The organism is Allomuricauda sp. ARW1Y1 (assembly GCF_013407935.1).
In the GTDB taxonomy this organism is placed as follows: domain Bacteria; phylum Bacteroidota; class Bacteroidia; order Flavobacteriales; family Flavobacteriaceae; genus Flagellimonas.
Genome location: NZ_JACBZU010000004.1, coordinates 47,891 through 64,687, shown reverse-complemented (window position 1 = coordinate 64,687; position 16,797 = coordinate 47,891). Strand labels below are relative to the sequence as shown.

Below are 16,797 nucleotides of genomic sequence, written 5' to 3'. Positions count from 1 at the left end.
ATTATTGTGGTTTATAAAAAAAACCTGTTGGACATTCCAACAGGTTTTTTGTTTTACGGCTGTAACTCAATTATTTCTTTTGCTTCACATATTTTTCCAGCCATTGGTCTTGTTCCCAAAGCATGTGGAGTATACTTTCCTTGCCTCGGTATCCGTGGCTTTCTTTTGGTAGCATCACCAAACGAACGGTAGCCCCCAATCCTTTGAGCGCGTTAAAATAGCGTTCACTTTGCATGGGATAGGTTCCCGAGTTGTTGTCCGCTTGCCCATGGATCAACAACAGTGGAGTTTTCATCTTATCGGCATGCATAAAGGGCGACATGGTGTAGTACACCTCGGGTGCTTCCCAATAGTTTCTTTCTTCACTTTGGAAACCAAAGGGCGTCAAAGTCCTGTTGTAAGCACCGCTACGGGCGATTCCAGCTGCAAATAAGTCGGAATGCGAAAGTAGGTTGGCCACCATAAAGGCGCCATAACTGTGACCTCCCACGGCAATGCGGTCCCTGTCAATATAGCCTAGTTCGTCAACTGCATCTATGGCCGCTTTGGCATTGGCCACCAACTGGCTCCTAAAGGTATCGTTGGGTTGTTCATCTCCCTCCCCAATGATCGGGAAAGCCGCTCCATCGAGCACCACGTATCCTTTGGTGACCCAGTAGATGGGCGAACCCCAATAGGGATAGGTGAACTCGTTGGGGTTTGAAGTATTCTGCGAAGCACTGTTCTTGTCCTTGTACTCCCTTGGATAGGCCCATAGGATCATGGGCATCTTTTCTTTTTTCTCCATATCGTAGCCTACGGGAAGATAAAGGGTTCCGGAAAGTTCCAATCCATCGTCCCTTTTATAGGTAATCACTTCCTTGTGCACGTTTTGGATGCTCTTGTATGGATTATCAAAATCGGTCAACTGTATAGGTCCACGTCTCTTGATCAAACTTTTATAATAGTAATTGGGATATTCATTGGCTGATTCGATACGCACCAATAATTGGTCTTTTTCGGGGTCGTACTCGATCAAATTTTCCAATTTCCCCTCTAGTTTTGAGGTGTACAGCCTTGTTTTCTTCAAGCTGTTCAAATCCATTTTTTCAACGAACGGAAACTGTCCTTCCTCGGTATACCCATCACCTATAAGATAGGCGTTGTTGTTTTTGTCCAAGGACAACACCCAAGCGCCGTTCTCATTTCTTTTGGTGACGAAGCTTCCCGGGTTGCTGTACACATCTTGGTAGTTTCTGTCCTCAATGATTTTTGCTTCCGCATCAGGATTTGAGGGGTTGAACAGATACGTTTTTGTATTTCTGTTGTTCCACCAGCGGTCGTGGGCAATAGCAACATTATCATTGCCCCATTGGATGTAGCTAAATCGGTTTTTGGTTTTAAGGATGGATTTTCCTTCACCATCAAAAGGTGCCTCAATTTCAAAAACTTCGTCGCGATACGGGACTTCATTTTCTGGGTCGCCCCCATCCAAGGCTTCAACATAGGTCAAAGTTGCCGGTTTGTCGTTTCTCCAGCTAATGTCCCGCATGCCTGTTCGTGTGGCCATAAACCCTTGGGGCAAATCTTCGATAAGCGGCACCTGCAGAAGCGTTTTCACCTTGGTGCCGTCTTTTTTGTAAACGATTGTGGTATTGGGGAATCTGTAGTAAGGAACCAAGTACGAGAAAGGTTTGTCCAAGGTTACGGTCATTACATATTCACCATCCGGTGAAAAACTGATGCTGGTATACAGGTCGGCATCTTTCCACTTCGTCTTGGTACCGTCCATTTGAACTTTGTAGAGTTCCGATCGGGCCAATTGCTCAAAGTTGAACTCATCATTTGGGTTTTTCAACAAATCCTGATAGGTCCTGTTCTGTGCCTTTTTACCATCGTTGGTGGAGATGGTAGGTCCATCTGGAACGGCTTCATCGGTGTTGATCAGTGGTTTTCTATCCTCGGGCAGCATTTTTACCAAAACGGATTCTCCATCCTTGAACCAATTGATAATGTCCCTCATGTTCGCATTCACATTGGTTTCGGTAATGGCCGTTACCGTTGCCGATTTCAAATCGAGAACCATCACCTCCACACCTTCGGTAGTGGTATTGGTGAATGCTATTTTGGATTGGTCGGGCGACCAATTGAAGTTGGCCAGCCTTGGATTTTCAGGTAGCCCCTTTACCTGAGCACCTTCGTTGTCACCGATCTTTTTGACGATGACATTATTATAATAGTTGGTTCGGCTCCCAATGTTGGTCTTTGGGTTGATGCGAAGACCGGCCAAACGCAGCTCGGTTTCCGATAATTCGGCAATGGTTTTATAGTAGTCCCTGTAGAGCAATACCATGTAGTTGCCCTCATCGTTAATGAGAACACTAGGGGCCAGAGGTGCGTTCACCAGTTCCAGTATTTCTTCGGAAGGCTTTTGATACGTTAGTTTTTCCTGTGCATGGACAAAGCCAATGGAGAGCAGTGCCCAAAATACCCAGAGATAATTTTTCATAATTCTGATTTAGTAATTAATTGCGTTAAGATTTTCAAGTTTTTAAAAATACAACTTTTAAAAAGTATTATTTTGGCGGAATAATGAATATTTAGAGGGAATATTTATTAATTTTCAAATTGTAACTATCATTTTTCTTTAAAAATTATAATAAATGTACAATTCCAAGATTGCTGGATTAGGGTTTTACGTCCCTGAAAATGTGGTCACTAACGATGATTTATCGAAAGTGATGGACACGAATGATGAGTGGATTCAAGAGCGGACGGGAATCAAAGAGCGGCGCCATGTTATAAAAGATACCGAAACCACGACCTCCATGGGGGTTGAAGCCGCTAAAAAGGCCATTGAGCGAGCGGGCATCGATAAGGATGAAATCGATTTTATTGTTTTTGCCACCTTGAGTCCCGATTATTATTTTCCCGGTCCAGGCGTGTTGGTGCAACGGGACCTCCAATTGAAGCGTACTGTAGGTGCGCTGGATGTCCGAAACCAATGTTCTGGTTTTGTGTACGGAATTTCCGTGGCCGACCAGTATATCAAAAGCGGTATGTACAAGAACGTATTGGTAATTGGTTCTGAACTGCACTCTCGAGGATTGGACATGACCACACGGGGTAGGGGTGTTTCCGTAATTTTCGGAGATGGCGCCGGAGCTGCGGTGCTGACCCGTGAAGAGGATACCTCCAAAGGAATTTTGAGCACCCATTTGCATTCCGAAGGGCAACATGCCGAAGAACTTTCATTGATAGCCCCTGGAATGGGCAAACGTTGGGTACTGGATATCATTGAGGACAATGACCCTGACGATACTTCGTATTATCCACATATGAATGGGCAGTTCGTGTTTAAAAATGCAGTGGTCCGCTTTAGCGAGGTCATTATGGAAGGGCTCACCAAGAATAATTTGACCCCGGCAGACATCGATATGCTGATACCCCACCAAGCCAACCTGCGGATTTCCCAATTTATTCAGAATAAGTTTCGTTTGAAGGACGATCAAGTTTTCAACAATATCATGAAATATGGAAATACGACTGCTGCCTCTATACCTATCGCCTTGACCGAGGCTTGGGAGGCCGGTAAAATAAAAGAGGGAGATTTGGTGGTGCTTGCCGCCTTTGGCAGTGGCTTTACCTGGGGCAGTGTGATTATACGCTGGTAGGTTCGCCAAACCATTTATAAAATTAAAACCCCGATCTGAAAAGATCGGGGTTTTTGATTAATGCCCCCACAAGATAACCAACCAACACTCGAATATGAGGCATCAATGTTTATTTAACTGATATTATGCTCGCCAATCCATCATGTTGCCGAATAGGTTGTATGTTTTTTGGAAAATAAACATCTGAAAGATGCTTAGGTGAAAGAAACTTTGCATGAGCTGTTCGTTTTTTGATCGATGATTGATGACACTATATAGACGCACTTTAGGATAGAATGTTACAGCTTCGGGCCATTTTAACATTCTTTAAAGACACCGATGAGGTCAAGACAAGCTTGTAAGGAGTGATGTATTCAGATGACCAATAAAACAGGTCATAAAAGAAGAAACCCCGGCTTTTGGCCGGGGTTAAACATTGATAAGCTATACTAAACACTAACCATTAACTATAAAAATACAGTCTTACCAATGACAATAAGTTATGAATAAAAGACGACTTTTGCATGCAAAAGTTACAGTCAATTCTAAGTTTAACACTAAAATTAACAAATGTCAAAAACACTTGTTGTAGGGGCTTCTACAAACCCGGGAAGATACAGTAACATAGCGATACGTAGGTTGGTCGAACACAATATTGAGACGACCGCATTTGGGATACGTGGGGGAACTGTATCAGAAGTGCAAATTAAACACAACTTGGATGAATTTCAAAATATTGATACGGTAACTTTATATTTAAATCCAAAAAATCAAGAACCCTACTATCAGCAAATATTGGATTTAAAACCACTACGGGTCATTTTTAACCCCGGTACGGAGAATCCAGAATTCTACAAACTCCTTGAAGCAGAGGGAGTAGAGGTGGAGGTGGCCTGTACCTTGGTGTTATTGGCTACCGGACAGTACTAGTGGTAGGAACCGATTTTTTGGTTCGTATCAGCCAAAGCCCGATGAATGTCAACAATCCGTTGAGCGGTAACAATTCATAGCCCACCTGATAACCGCCCAAATATGCCACGGGTACATTGGCGATCAAAATAATGGTCAACACGGATGCAAGTGCTACAATCCAAACATAACTGTCCTTGATTTGGTGCTTGGTAAAAATACCAAAGGCAAAGAGTCCCAATAAGGGGCCGTAGGTGTATCCGGCAACGGTAAGCAAACTGTCGATGACATTGCTGCTAAGAATGTACTTGAAAGCGATGATTACGATCACCAAGGCAACGCTCATGAGCACATGGGTACGCTTCCTGATTCGTTTCTGCTCCTTTTCCTCTTTTTCCTGAACATTCAAAAAATCGACACAAAAGGAGGTGGTGAGCGAGGTCAGTGCGCTATCCGCACTGCTATATGCCGCGGCGATAAGGCCCAGCATGAAGGTAACGGACAAGGCCAGCCCCAAATCCCCGTTCAAGGCAATCTCAGGGAAAAGGAGGTCCGTTTTGGGTGTTCCATCCATCAAGGGAATCGCGATTCCATCCCTATTCGCATAAATGTAAAGTAAAGCGCCCAAAAGCATGAACAAGAAGGTGACTCCGACCAGTACAAAACTGAAGGAGACCATATTTTTCTGTGCATCTTTCAACGATTTACAGGTCAGGTTCTTTTGCATCATATCTTGGTCCAAACCAGTCATGCAAATAGTAACAAACATCCCGCCCACAAAGGACTTGATAAAGTAGCTTTTGTCCAGAAAACTATCGGTCACTAAAAAATCATCATAGTTTTTTAGCGCATCCGAAGCTAGGAACTCCCCAAAACTCCACCCCAGTTCTTGGTTGATCATCACTATGGAAAGGATGACGGCCACAATCATAAAGAGTGTTTGCAAGGTATCGGTCCAAACAATTGTTTTGATACCACCTTTGTTGGTGTAGAGCCAAATCAATAAAATGGAAATGACCACGGTAAACTCAAAACGAACCCCTAAATCATCGAACACAAACTGCTGAAGCACTATGGCCACCAAATACAATCGAAACGCAGCACCCAACACCCTCGAAACAAAAAAGAAAAAGGCCCCGGTCCTATGGCTGACCTTTCCGAAGCGGTCCAACAAATATTCGTATATCGAGGTAAGATTCAATTTGTAATACAAGGGCAATAACAAAAACGCCACCACAAAATACCCAAATAGATACCCAAGAACCACTTGCATGTAAGTCAATTGACTATCGCCCACCCAACCCGGAACAGAGATAAAGGTCACCCCCGATAATGAGGCGCCCACCATACCAAAAGCGACAATATACCAAGGCGATTGCTTGCCCGCCTTAAAAAAATCGGCATTGGAATCGTTCTTTCCGGTAAAATAAGAGATAAGGATAAGCACCAAGAAATAGGCGCCGATGAGCAACAGAATTTGGGTAGCTGTCATATATGTAATTTGAATTGCAAAGTACGAAAGTAAATTGGTAAAGGTAAAATCGTAATTTTGTGATAGAATTGATGCTATGGAATTTTCGTCGAAGCTATTGGAAAACGCAGTGTACGAGATGTCGCAATTGCCCGGAATAGGCAAACGCACGGCATTGCGATTGGTGCTGCACCTGCTCAAACAGCCGGAAGAACGTACGGAGTTGCTGGCCCATGCGTTGGTAAAATTGAAGGGCGAGGTCAATTTTTGCAAAAACTGCCATAACATTTCCGATACCGAAGTTTGCGAGATTTGCGCAAACCCGAAGCGTGACGAGACCTTGGTCTGTGTGGTGGAAGACATTAGGGACGTGATGGCCATAGAGAATACCTCACAGTATAACGGTCTTTACCATGTGCTGGGCGGTAAAATATCCCCAATGGAAGGCGTCGGTCCGCAAGACCTTACCATTGCCCAATTGGTCAAAAAAGTAAAGGGGGGAACCGTTAAAGAACTAATTTTGGCCTTGAGCTCCACCATGGAGGGCGACACTACCAATTTTTATATTTATAAACAATTGGAAGGGTTGGAGGTCACCACCTCCACCATAGCCAGGGGAATCTCGGTGGGTGATGAGTTGGAATACGCAGATGAAGTGACTTTGGGAAGGAGCATTATCAATAGGGTGCCTTTTGAAAGTTCGATAAAAGCGAATTAGTGAACATAAATCAAAAATAAGTCGATTTCTTTAGTATTTTTGTAAAATACAAATCAAAACCACTTTGATAAATACGAATATGTCAAAATTTGAATTGAAATTACCGCAAATGGGAGAAAGTGTCGCCGAGGCCACCTTGACCAATTGGTTGAAGGAAGTGGGCGATACCATTGAGATGGATGAGGCCGTCTTTGAGATCGCCACCGATAAGGTCGACTCCGAAGTGCCCAGCGAGGTGGATGGGGTGTTGTTGGAAAAGCGGTTCGATGTAGACGACGTAATAAAAGTAGGTGAAGTTGTAGCCGTTATCCAGATTGATGGAGAGGTCGATGATACAACCGATGATGATTCTGGTGAGGAAATGACCGAGGAGGAGCCAGCAGCCGTTCCAGCACAGGAACTGGAAGCCCAAATGGCAAGTGTAAAGGAGTCTGTTTCCACAGCAACGCCGGATTATTCGAGCTCCGAGCGTTTTTATTCACCTTTGGTGAAAAACATCGCCAAGGAAGAAAACGTGTCCATGGACGAGTTAGAGGCCATTGCAGGCACCGGTAAGGAAGGAAGGGTCACGAAGAACGATATTATGGCCTATTTGGAGAGCCGTTCCAATGGAAACCAGCCCAAAGCGCATACTGCTCCCCAACCTGAAGCCAAGAAAGAAACACCAGTGGCAACGGAGCAGCCAAAAGCAGCGCCGGAAAAACCAAAAGAATCCAAAGTAACGGTAGGCGCAGGGGATGAGATCATCCCATTGAGCCGTATGGGCAAATTGATTGCCCATCATATGATCGAGAGCGTATCCACTTCGGCGCACGTACAAAGTTTTGTGGAAGTGGATGTGACCAATGTGGTCAAATGGCGTGACAAGGTCAAAAATGCGTTCCAACAACGTGAAGGCGAGAAATTGACCTTTACTCCGATTTTTATGGAAGCTGTGGCCATGGCCCTAAAAAAATATCCGATGATGAACATATCGTTGGATGGGGACAAGGTCATCAAAAAGAAAAACATCAATTTGGGAATGGCGGCCGCCCTGCCCGATGGTAACTTGATCGTGCCCGTCATCAAAAATGCCGACCAATTGAACTTGGTGGGCATGGCCAAAACGGTAAACGATCTTGCCGATAGGGCCAGAAACAATCAGTTAAAGCCCGATGAAATCAAGGATGGTACCTACACGGTGACGAACGTAGGGTCTTTTGGCAGCGTTTTTGGAACACCCATCATCAATCAACCACAAGTTGGTATTTTGGCCTTGGGTGCCATAAGAAAAATGCCATCGGTCATCGAAACCGACCAAGGGGAGTATATCGGCATCCGTAGTAAAATGTACCTTTCGCACAGTTATGATCATAGGGTTGTGAACGGTGCTTTGGGTGGAATGTTCGTAAAAGCAGTGGCCGATTATTTGGAAGCTTGGGACATCAATAGGGAAATATAGCCAAAAAGCACCCGTATTCCTTTCACTATGCTTAATTTAGAAGCCTAGTGATGTTCATTTAAAAGTCCCAACATGCAATTACAATTGACCAAACCTATCTGCTTTTTTGACCTGGAGACCACGGGAACCAATGTGGCCAAAGATCGGATAGTCGAAATTTCCATTTTAAAGGTATATCCGAACGGTAACAAGGAGAGCAGAACGTGGTTGGTAAACCCAGAAATGCCCATTCCGCCAGAATCGACCGCCATACACGGTATTTCCGATGAGAAAGTGGCCAATGAGCCCACCTTTAAACAATTGTCCAAGGAAATTTATGCCATGATCAGGGACAGCGACCTAGGCGGATTTAATTCCGACCGGTTCGATATTCCGCTATTGGCTGAGGAAATGCTCCGTGCGGATATCGATTTTGATATGAAAAGCATGGTATCCGTGGATGTGCAGACCATTTTCCATAAAATGGAAAAGCGCACTTTGGAGGCGGCCTATCAATTTTATTGTAACAAAAGCTTGGAAGATGCCCATAGTGCCGAAGCGGACACCTTGGCAACCTATGAAGTGCTTTTGGCACAGTTGGAACGCTACCCCGAACTGGAAAATGATATTAAGAAACTCTCCGAGTTCACCACCAGAAGGCAAAATTTGGATTTTGCTGGTTTTATTGGATTGGACGAGGACAATAATCCCATATTTTCCTTTGGAAAACATAAGGGGAAAACGGTGGATGAAGTCATGGAAAAGGAACCTGGCTATTTTGGTTGGATTTTGAATGCCGACTTTCCGCTGTACACCAAAAAAGTACTTACCCAGATAAAGTTGAGCAAGCTCAACAACAAGTTTTAATAGAAGCAAGCGTTAACCCCCGTACACACTATGAAGCTGATTTGTATAGGACGTAATTATGTAGACCATATTGAAGAGTTGAAAAATGAGCGTCCGGATGAACCTGTGGTTTTTATAAAGCCCGACTCCGCAATATTGCCCAAAGAGCAGGATTTTTACATCCCTGAATTCTCCAATGATGTCCACTACGAAGTGGAGGTGTTGGTGAAAATTAAAAAAGTGGGAAAACATATTGCCAAGGAATTTGCCCATAAGTATTACGATGAGGTGGGCTTGGGTATCGATTTTACCGCCCGCGACCTTCAGTCCAAACTAAAGGCCAAAGGACTGCCCTGGGAAAAGGCCAAAGGTTTTGATGGAGCCGCCGTAGTGGGTAATTGGCTGCCCAAAAAGAAATTTCAAAGTATGGATGACCTCAGTTTCTCATTGGTAAAAAATGGAGAAACGGTCCAAGATGGAAATACGTCCTTGATGTTGTGGAAGATAGATGAAATCATCGCCTACGTATCCACTTTTTTTATGCTGAAAAAGGGCGATATCATTTTTACCGGAACGCCTGCCGGTGTTGGTAAAGTAAGCCCAAATGACTACCTTGTCGGTACTTTGGAAGGAGAACAACTTTTTGACATTAATGTAAGATAATGATATACAACCTCGATAAAATCAATGAAATGGCAGAAGGAGATGAAGATTTCATCGTTTCCGTTGTTTCTGTGTTTTTGGAAGAAGTCCCTGAGGATTTGGAAGGCTTGGAAAAAGCCATCAACAATAAAGACTACGAAAATATTTACAAACTGGCCCACAAGATAAAGCCGAATGTGGATATTTTGGGCATGGAGCAGACACGTGCCAAGGCTCTTGAAATAGAAACCTTGGGGAAAACTGCGGGCAGTATGTCGGAAATCGAGGAAAAATTTCCGATTCTTAAAAGGGATGTGCTGCAAGTAGTTGCCGAGCTTAAAAATGATTTTGACCTTTAGATGCAAGCCGAGATCATCACCATTGGGGATGAAATCCTCATCGGGCAGATTGTGGACTCCAACTCGGCGTTTATTGCCAAGGAACTGAATAAAATAGGGGTTTCTGTCTATCAAATCACTTCGATTCAAGATGATAAGGAGCATATCCTAAAATCCTTACAAGAAGCTGGTGAGCGGTCCTCAGTCGTTATCATAACAGGAGGTTTGGGTCCTACCAAGGATGATGTTACCAAGCATACACTATGTGAGTTCTTTGATGATAAATTGGTCAGGGACGAGTCTGTTTTGAACCATATTGAAGAATTGTTCCGAAAGTATATTTCAACCCCCATTTCCGATCTGAACCGTGAACAGGCGATGGTGCCCTCCAAAGCAACGGTTTTGCATAATTCCTTTGGAACGGCGCCCGGATTGTGGATGAAAAAAGGGGAAACAGCCTTTGTATCCCTTCCCGGCGTTCCCTACGAGATGAAAAACCTGATGCTCAAATCGGTGTTGCCCAAAATCGTGGAGGATTACGAGCGTCCGCATATTGTTCATAGAACCATTTTGACTTATGGTTTGGGCGAGAGTGCCGTCGCGGAAAAACTGGAAGATTGGGAAAATAACTTGCCCTCCTATATCAAGTTTGCCTATTTGCCAAGTCTAGGGAGTGTGCGGCTTCGCTTGTCGGCAAAAGGAGAGAACAAGGAAGCCCTGATGGCAGGAATCGACGAGGAGGTCAAGAAAATGTATCCGCTGATTGGGGATATCATCTACGGGGAGGAAGAGGAAGATGGCCGTGTTGAAAAGCAGATAGGCGCATTGTTGAAAGATAAGGAAATGACCCTATCCACGGCAGAGAGTTTTACCGGTGGAAGTATTGCAGAACGAATCACCAAGGTCCCGGGAGCGTCCCACTATTTTAAAGGAAGCTTGGTTTGCTATGCCACTGAGGCCAAAATAAAGGTGTTGGGGGTGCCGCAAGCGCTGATCGATGAACATTCTGTAGTGAGCGAACAAGTGGCCATCGCCATGGCGCAAAACGTTAAGGAGAAACTAGGGACCGATTTTGCCATTGCCACCACTGGAAATGCAGGCCCCACCAAAGGTGACTCCGATGTTGAGGTGGGTACGGTATACATTGGAATAAGTGGTCCCAAGCGGACTTTTGCCCAAAAATTCGTGATGGGCAAGCATAGGGAAAGGGTAGTGGAAAAGTCTGTGAACAAGGCTTTTGAGCTGCTGTACAAAGAAATTTTAAATTTCTGAAAAAGAATTTTGTACGTCCCGTTAAAAAGGTATAAATTTGCAGCCTCAATAAAATCACTCAAATAGTTAGGGAGATGTCTAAAGTTTGTGAAGTAACAGGAAAAAAGGTGATGTTTGGAAACAACGTTTCCTTTTCTATCAATAAGACCAAGAGGAGATTCGATGCAAATATCTCCAAGAAGAGATTTTATATTCCCGAGGAAGACCGTTGGGTAACCTTGAACGTATCTGCCCGTGGGTTGAAAATCATCAACAAAAAAGGAATCTCTGCTGTCTTGAAGGAAATCAATTCCAAAAAGTAAGTTGTAAAAGCATTATAAGTACGATACAATGGCAAAGAAAGGAAATAGGGTTCAGGTAATTTTAGAGTGTACAGAACACAAAGAATCTGGTATGCCAGGTACTTCTAGGTATATTACCACCAAGAACAAAAAGAACACGCCAGATAGGATGGAAATCAAGAAGTATAATCCTATCCTAAAGCGTATGACCGTTCATAAAGAAATTAAGTAATCGCTTTTTACAAGTAAAAAGCAGAAAAACATAAGCCATGGCAAAGAAAACAGTAGCAACACTTCAGTCGTCCTCCAAAAGATTGACCAAGGCCATTAAAATGGTGAAATCTCCAAAAACGGGAGCTTACACCTTTGTGGAGTCCGTAATGGCGCCCGAGTTGGTGAATGACTGGTTGAACAGTAAATAAGGAACTTTCCTTGTACGAAATAATAAAAGCCGCTTTTTAGCGGCTTTTTTTGTTGGGTCTATATCAACTAGTTTTTATTGACGCGATAGGTTACCCTTCTATTGGTGATCATCGTGTTCACCCGTAGGGTCAATGTGGCCGTATTGCTCGTTGTAGTGCCACATACAAACGCATCATTGCTTACCACCAGACGGTAAGGGGTGCTGTTTTCGTTCGGGGTTGGATTGGTAATGGTCAATACATTTGTTGAGGTACCGGAGTAAATCCCCGTATCGGAAAGATTTACCCACGAACTGGCATTGTAGAATTGCCATTGGTACTGATCTGCCGTCACCGTAGCGGAGATACTTGTGGTACATCCAGGGCAGGTGGTCACATCCACAGGTTGCGAGCTAATCGTAGGGGCAGTTCCCGCTTCCCTAAAATCAAATATCGTATTGGAATCATTGTCGTTTGGTGCAGAATAGCCGTCCGAGCCACTGGTTACCATTCCTTCTGAATTTATGGTAACAGGATTTGGCCCCAAAAGCCCATCATCATTGTTATCCGTAAAACCGGACTCCACCACATCGGTACAACCATCACCATCAGCATCCAGGGTGTAGGCATCATAGGTGCCATCACTATCAGAATCAAAAATGGTGTAAGTCAATAAGGCATAGGGTGTGTCGTTGTCCTCAATCCCTGAATAAATTCCATTCGTTCCCGAACTGCTTACTGCGCCGTCAATTCTACCATCATTGTTGTTGTCGTTGACCCCGGGTTCTTCCAATGCACCCGATTCCACCAGGTCGAATAATCCATCGTTGTCCGAGTCCAGATCTAGGTGATTACTGATACCATCACCATCCGTATCGCAGATAGCACTGGCAAAAAGTTCCCCAGTGAAGCCCTCTGGTCCCGGTCCTTGTTGGTTGGTCAAGGTGAAGGTATTGTTGTTGCCCGGTATCCAAGCTATGGTATTGAACGGAGTTCCGCCTTGTGCCTCCATGAGTTCCAAGGAGGTGGCTGAGGTATTTCTGCTTCCGTACAGGCTAATCATTCCATATTCGTCCACGACCAAACGCAATCTTGGGATGCCGTTGGAGTTGGCGACCCATGGTTGACTGATAAAGCTCCCATCAGATTGAAAAACAAAGTACTCGTCACCGGGACCCAGGGCACCATTCTCAAACTCCAAAATGGAGGGGTGCACTGTAGTACCGTTAATATCCAATTGAAAGGAATTATCCATGGAAGAAAAATCGATGCGCAAGTAACCAGTATCCGTATGGTTGATCACCACGTTACGTTCCCCCACATCGGAGGAAGCTAGAAATGAAGCGCTAATAGTGGAGCAATACTCCTCTTCATCCGTGATTCCGTCGTTATCATCGTCCAAATCGACTACGTCTATGGCACCGTCCCCATCGGTGTCTGTGGATGGGACAGATGTTGTCGTAATCAATATGTTATCAATGTAGGCACGGTCGTTACTTCCGGACCAGTTGCCACCGCCTTTTATTAAACGGATGGTGGTATTGGCCGACATATAGGCTGAAATATCTTGATTAAAAGAGCCAGTTTGACTACCTGTGAACGTATCCAATGTTGTGAAAGAGGAACCATCGCTCGAAATTTCAATGGAAAGCGTTTCTCCGCTCTCCAAACTCGAAGTCCTCCAATCAAAGGTCAGGGTGGCCGAAGTGTAAGCACTTAAATCTGCCGACCTTCTTATATTCTCACTCCATAGATAGTAGAAGAATAATTCCCCGCCGGTGATGCGGATATATCCGTTCGATGCGCTATTGTTATCGTTGTATTCCAGCCAATTGGTGGACCAACTTTGGGTGCCATCATTATTGGAGTAGGAGACAGCGCTAAAATTATCTGCAAAGGTATCCTGCCCCATGACAGGTAAGTATACTGCGATGGATAGTGTAAACAATAGTTTGTTTAGACTTTTGGTCATGTAAAGGTTGTTGTTGAGGTAGGTCAAAAATAGCCCACTATCTAGGTTTGATTGCAACTTTTGTTGCGAAGCACTTTGTATACATGGTAAAACGCTGCATTTCTTGGGTTTAAGAGATGCTATTTGTTTGCTATCCCAAAGGAATCGGATAGGGCTTATTCTAAAATTAGACTAAACAAAACTCCCCTTACTTTGCTATCTTTGGTCATTCTCAAAGAACACAGGATGAGCTTATTCAAAAATATATTTTCAAAGGATAAAAAAGAGACCTTGGACAAAGGTCTGGAAAAATCTAAGACCAGTTTCTTCGGAAAACTGGGCAAGGCGGTGGCCGGTAAATCCAAGGTCGATGACGAGGTCTTGGACAATCTGGAAGAAGTTTTGGTTACTTCCGATGTGGGCGTGAATACCACTCTTAAAATCATTGAGCGTATCGAAGAACGGGTGTCCCGTGACAAATATATGGGCACCGATGAACTCAATACCATTTTACGCGAGGAAATAGCCGGACTGCTTTCCGAAACCAATTCAGGGGAAGCCAGTGAGGTAAGCATACCTACGGATAAAAGACCCTATGTGATCATGGTGGTCGGCGTTAATGGGGTAGGTAAAACGACAACCATTGGAAAACTGGCTCATAAATTCAAGGCCAAAGGACTGAAAGTGGTTTTGGGAGCTGCGGATACCTTCCGTGCAGCAGCCATTGACCAGTTGGAGGTTTGGGCCCAACGAGTTGATGTGCCCATCATCAAACAAAAAATGGGAAGTGACCCGGCATCCGTGGCATTTGATACGCTACATTCTGCAGTGGCGGAAAAGGCCGACGTAGTATTGGTCGATACCGCAGGTCGTCTTCACAATAAAGTCAATTTGATGAACGAGCTTTCCAAGGTAAAGCGCGTAATGCAAAAAGTAGTGCCCGATGCGCCCCACGAAGTACTTTTGGTCTTGGATGGTTCCACCGGACAAAACGCCTTTGAACAGGCCAAACAGTTTACCAAAGCCACCGAGGTCACCAGTTTGGCAGTGACCAAATTAGACGGTACTGCCAAGGGCGGCGTTGTGATTGGAATTTCCGACCAGTTTCAGATTCCGGTCAAATACATCGGTGTCGGGGAAGGCATTGAAGACCTTCAGGTATTTAATAAATATGAGTTCGTCGATTCATTTTTCAACATATAAACAGCCATGTACAAAAACCTCTTACTTTTCTTTATCCTGATTGGATTTATTTCCTGTAAACAAAAAGAAGCAACACCTAAAGACGATGTTGTTCTTTGGACGCCCTACAACGATTCTTCGGAAGTAGCGGCAAGTGCAGAAAATGAAAGCCCACGAATGCGCTATAAGTTTATCCAAAGTAAAGTTTTGGACAAAAATGAGGTGTTTTTGCCCCTTTACGAAGAGGTTTCCCAATATACTGATGAAAAGTATGAACGTATGAAGCCTTTGGTCTTGGAGCAGGATATCCCGACTATCCAAAACCATATCAAATCTGGTGAGTTCACCTACGAAGATTTGGTGCTCTTCTATCTGCACCGAATCTACAAGTACGAACTTCCCAATAATACTACCCTGAACACCATTATCGCGCTCAATCCCAATATACTGGAAGAAGCCCGTAAGTTGGACGCCAACCAAGGCGACCACCATCCCATTTACGGAATGCCCATATTGTTGAAGGACAACATTGGGACCTCCGAAATGAAGACTACGGCAGGTGCCATTGCCTTGCAGCAAAGCCAAACAGATGATGCCTTTATCGTGGAACGTTTAAAAGAAAAAGGCGCGCTTATTTTGGGCAAGGCCAATTTGAGCGAGTGGGCCAATTTTATTTGTGGCGTTTGTCCAAATGGACAAAGTGCTGTAGGGGGACAAACCTTGAATCCCTACGGAAGACGGGTTTTTGATACAGGTGGTTCCAGTGCAGGAAGCGGAACATCCACAGCTGCCAACTATGCCGTAGGTGCCGTGGGAACCGAAACCTCGGGGTCCATACTTTCGCCTTCCAGTCAGAACTCTGTCGTAGGCCTAAAACCGACCATTGGTTTGTTGAGCCGAACAGGAATTGTGCCTATTTCCAGCACCCTCGATACGCCGGGCCCCATGACCAAGAATGTAACGGACAACGCTATTTTATTGGATGCCATGTTGGGCAAGGACAGCCAGGACTCCAAGTCCTTGAATTCTGAAACAGGTATGTTGTCCTCGGCGATGGACTCAGCATCGATAGAGGATTTGCGACTTGGGGTGATGACCAATCTTATGGAAGCGGATTCTATCTACGCTGCCAATGTAGAAGCCTTACGCACTGCGGGAGCACAAATCATCGAATTTGAACCCGAAAACATTCCCTTAGATGGTTTCGTAACCTTGCTGAACTTGGATATGAAGCAAGACTTGCCGGCTTATATCGCAGCCCAAGTCAAAAATAAGGATGTGGTTTCCGTGGATAGCGTTGAAGATGTAGTAAGATTCAACCAACAGGACTCTTTGGTTAGAATTCCTTATGGCCAAGAGCGATTGGACGGGATATTGGCGGATTCCACTTCGGCAGAGGAATTTGAGGAAATCAAAATCAATTTAAAAGAATCGGGTAGGGCATTCTTTCAAATTTTGGAAGAACAAGATTTGGACGCCGTTTTGAGCATCAACAACTACCACGCAGGTTATGCAGCCGTGGCAGAATACCCAGCATTGACCGTTCCGATGGGCTACAAGGCCAATGGCGAACCTGAAAGCTTGACGTTTATAGGAAAGCCACTCTCGGAAGTCCAGTTATTGCGCATTGGTAAAGCCTTTGAAGATTTGACCAAGGCCCGAAAGATTCCAGAGGGATACAAAAACTAAATGCCTTTTTAAAATTATGACCTAATCGGGCTGTAATGCATTGTG

Annotated in this window: 16 protein-coding genes; 13 read left to right on the top strand and 3 right to left on the bottom strand. The window is 44.4% G+C overall.

Going from position 1 to position 16,797, the window contains the following annotated elements:
• Positions 1-70 precede the first annotated feature (70 nt).
• Positions 71-2,488 carry a S9 family peptidase gene (locus tag GGE08_RS11500; RefSeq protein WP_179385039.1) on the bottom strand — a complete coding sequence of 806 codons (2,418 nt, stop codon included), beginning with the start codon at positions 2,486-2,488 and terminating at the stop codon, positions 71-73.
• 154 nt (positions 2,489-2,642) lie between these two features.
• Here GGE08_RS11500 and GGE08_RS11495 point away from each other — a divergent pair, with 154 nt between their 5' ends.
• Together GGE08_RS11495 and GGE08_RS11490 are read left to right on the top strand one after the other, a co-directional pair.
• Positions 2,643-3,653, top strand: coding sequence for a 3-oxoacyl-ACP synthase III family protein (locus GGE08_RS11495; protein ID WP_179385038.1), 1,011 nt, complete (start codon positions 2,643-2,645; stop codon positions 3,651-3,653).
• A 549-nt stretch (positions 3,654-4,202) separates the two neighbouring features.
• On the top strand, positions 4,203-4,562 hold the full coding sequence (locus GGE08_RS11490) for a CoA-binding protein (RefSeq protein WP_179385037.1): 360 nt from the start codon (positions 4,203-4,205) through the stop codon (positions 4,560-4,562).
• Here the strand turns inward: GGE08_RS11490 and GGE08_RS11485 are convergent.
• On the bottom strand, positions 4,546-6,033 hold the full coding sequence (locus tag GGE08_RS11485) for a sodium:solute symporter (RefSeq protein WP_179385036.1): 1,488 nt from the start codon (positions 6,031-6,033) through the stop codon (positions 4,546-4,548). The two genes, GGE08_RS11490 and GGE08_RS11485, sit on opposite strands and share 17 nt — an antisense overlap.
• Positions 6,034-6,109: 76 nt before the next feature.
• On the opposite strand from GGE08_RS11485, the gene recR reads away from it, so the two are divergent.
• The 9 genes from recR (at position 6,110) to GGE08_RS11440 (ending at position 11,951) form a co-directional block, all read left to right on the top strand.
• On the top strand, positions 6,110-6,730 hold the full coding sequence (recR, locus tag GGE08_RS11480) for a recombination mediator RecR (RefSeq protein WP_179385035.1): 621 nt from the start codon (positions 6,110-6,112) through the stop codon (positions 6,728-6,730).
• A 79-nt stretch (positions 6,731-6,809) separates the two neighbouring features.
• Positions 6,810-8,171 carry a dihydrolipoamide acetyltransferase family protein gene (locus tag GGE08_RS11475; protein WP_179385034.1) on the top strand — a complete coding sequence of 454 codons (1,362 nt, stop codon included), beginning with the start codon at positions 6,810-6,812 and terminating at the stop codon, positions 8,169-8,171.
• Between the two features lie 72 nt (positions 8,172-8,243).
• Positions 8,244-9,017: a 3'-5' exonuclease gene (locus tag GGE08_RS11470; RefSeq protein WP_179385033.1), complete on the top strand. Its 774-nt coding sequence runs from the start codon at positions 8,244-8,246 to the stop codon at positions 9,015-9,017.
• A gap of 30 nt (positions 9,018-9,047) precedes the next feature.
• On the top strand, positions 9,048-9,659 hold the full coding sequence (locus GGE08_RS11465) for a fumarylacetoacetate hydrolase family protein (RefSeq protein WP_179385032.1): 612 nt from the start codon (positions 9,048-9,050) through the stop codon (positions 9,657-9,659).
• A complete protein-coding gene (locus tag GGE08_RS11460; RefSeq protein WP_179385031.1) occupies positions 9,659-9,997 on the top strand; it encodes an Hpt domain-containing protein in 339 nt (112 codons plus the stop codon). Before GGE08_RS11465 ends, GGE08_RS11460 begins: the two co-directional genes overlap by 1 nt.
• The gene (locus GGE08_RS11455; protein ID WP_179385030.1) at positions 9,998-11,248 is read left to right on the top strand and encodes a competence/damage-inducible protein A; all 1,251 of its coding nucleotides are present in this window, start codon (positions 9,998-10,000) and stop codon (positions 11,246-11,248) included.
• Positions 11,249-11,322: 74 nt separating this feature from the next.
• Complete coding sequence (rpmB, locus tag GGE08_RS11450) at positions 11,323-11,550, top strand: 50S ribosomal protein L28 (RefSeq protein ID WP_100817573.1); 228 nt, start codon at positions 11,323-11,325, stop codon at positions 11,548-11,550.
• 28 nt (positions 11,551-11,578) lie between these two features.
• Positions 11,579-11,761 (top strand): 50S ribosomal protein L33, encoded by a 183-nt coding sequence (gene rpmG / locus GGE08_RS11445; RefSeq protein WP_100817574.1) that lies wholly within the window; start codon positions 11,579-11,581, stop codon positions 11,759-11,761.
• A 37-nt stretch (positions 11,762-11,798) separates the two neighbouring features.
• A complete protein-coding gene (locus tag GGE08_RS11440; protein ID WP_179385029.1) occupies positions 11,799-11,951 on the top strand; it encodes a DUF4295 domain-containing protein in 153 nt (50 codons plus the stop codon).
• Between the two features lie 67 nt (positions 11,952-12,018).
• On the opposite strand, the gene GGE08_RS11435 is transcribed toward GGE08_RS11440, so the two are convergent.
• Positions 12,019-13,902, bottom strand: a complete 1,884-nt coding sequence (locus GGE08_RS11435; protein ID WP_179385028.1) for an immunoglobulin domain-containing protein — start codon at positions 13,900-13,902, stop codon at positions 12,019-12,021.
• Positions 13,903-14,127: 225 nt separating this feature from the next.
• Here GGE08_RS11435 and ftsY point away from each other — a divergent pair, with 225 nt between their 5' ends.
• Together ftsY and GGE08_RS11425 are read left to right on the top strand one after the other, a co-directional pair.
• On the top strand, positions 14,128-15,084 hold the full coding sequence (gene ftsY / locus GGE08_RS11430) for a signal recognition particle-docking protein FtsY (protein ID WP_179385027.1): 957 nt from the start codon (positions 14,128-14,130) through the stop codon (positions 15,082-15,084).
• Positions 15,085-15,090: 6 nt separating this feature from the next.
• A complete protein-coding gene (locus tag GGE08_RS11425) occupies positions 15,091-16,752 on the top strand; it encodes an amidase family protein (RefSeq protein WP_179385026.1) in 1,662 nt (553 codons plus the stop codon).
• The last annotated feature ends 45 nt before the right edge of the window (positions 16,753-16,797 follow it).

Bases quoted from the DNA above. Each gene is read 5' to 3' on its own strand.
- GGE08_RS11470 (WP_179385033.1), top strand. From the start codon at position 8,244: ATGCAATTACAATTGACCAAACCTATCTGCTTTTTTGACCTGGAGACC.
- GGE08_RS11485 (WP_179385036.1), bottom strand. From the start codon at position 6,033: ATGACAGCTACCCAAATTCTGTTGCTCATCGGCGCCTATTTCTTGGTG.
- GGE08_RS11425 (WP_179385026.1), top strand. From the start codon at position 15,091: ATGTACAAAAACCTCTTACTTTTCTTTATCCTGATTGGATTTATTTCC.
- GGE08_RS11455 (WP_179385030.1), top strand. From the start codon at position 9,998: ATGCAAGCCGAGATCATCACCATTGGGGATGAAATCCTCATCGGGCAG.
- rpmB (WP_100817573.1), top strand. From the start codon at position 11,323: ATGTCTAAAGTTTGTGAAGTAACAGGAAAAAAGGTGATGTTTGGAAAC.
- ftsY (WP_179385027.1), top strand. From the start codon at position 14,128: ATGAGCTTATTCAAAAATATATTTTCAAAGGATAAAAAAGAGACCTTG.
- GGE08_RS11460 (WP_179385031.1), top strand. From the start codon at position 9,659: ATGATATACAACCTCGATAAAATCAATGAAATGGCAGAAGGAGATGAA.
- GGE08_RS11475 (WP_179385034.1), top strand. From the start codon at position 6,810: ATGTCAAAATTTGAATTGAAATTACCGCAAATGGGAGAAAGTGTCGCC.
- rpmG (WP_100817574.1), top strand. From the start codon at position 11,579: ATGGCAAAGAAAGGAAATAGGGTTCAGGTAATTTTAGAGTGTACAGAA.
- GGE08_RS11500 (WP_179385039.1), bottom strand. From the start codon at position 2,488: ATGAAAAATTATCTCTGGGTATTTTGGGCACTGCTCTCCATTGGCTTT.
- GGE08_RS11495 (WP_179385038.1), top strand. From the start codon at position 2,643: ATGTACAATTCCAAGATTGCTGGATTAGGGTTTTACGTCCCTGAAAAT.
- recR (WP_179385035.1), top strand. From the start codon at position 6,110: ATGGAATTTTCGTCGAAGCTATTGGAAAACGCAGTGTACGAGATGTCG.
- GGE08_RS11440 (WP_179385029.1), top strand. From the start codon at position 11,799: ATGGCAAAGAAAACAGTAGCAACACTTCAGTCGTCCTCCAAAAGATTG.
- GGE08_RS11435 (WP_179385028.1), bottom strand. From the start codon at position 13,902: ATGACCAAAAGTCTAAACAAACTATTGTTTACACTATCCATCGCAGTA.
- GGE08_RS11465 (WP_179385032.1), top strand. From the start codon at position 9,048: ATGAAGCTGATTTGTATAGGACGTAATTATGTAGACCATATTGAAGAG.
- GGE08_RS11490 (WP_179385037.1), top strand. From the start codon at position 4,203: ATGTCAAAAACACTTGTTGTAGGGGCTTCTACAAACCCGGGAAGATAC.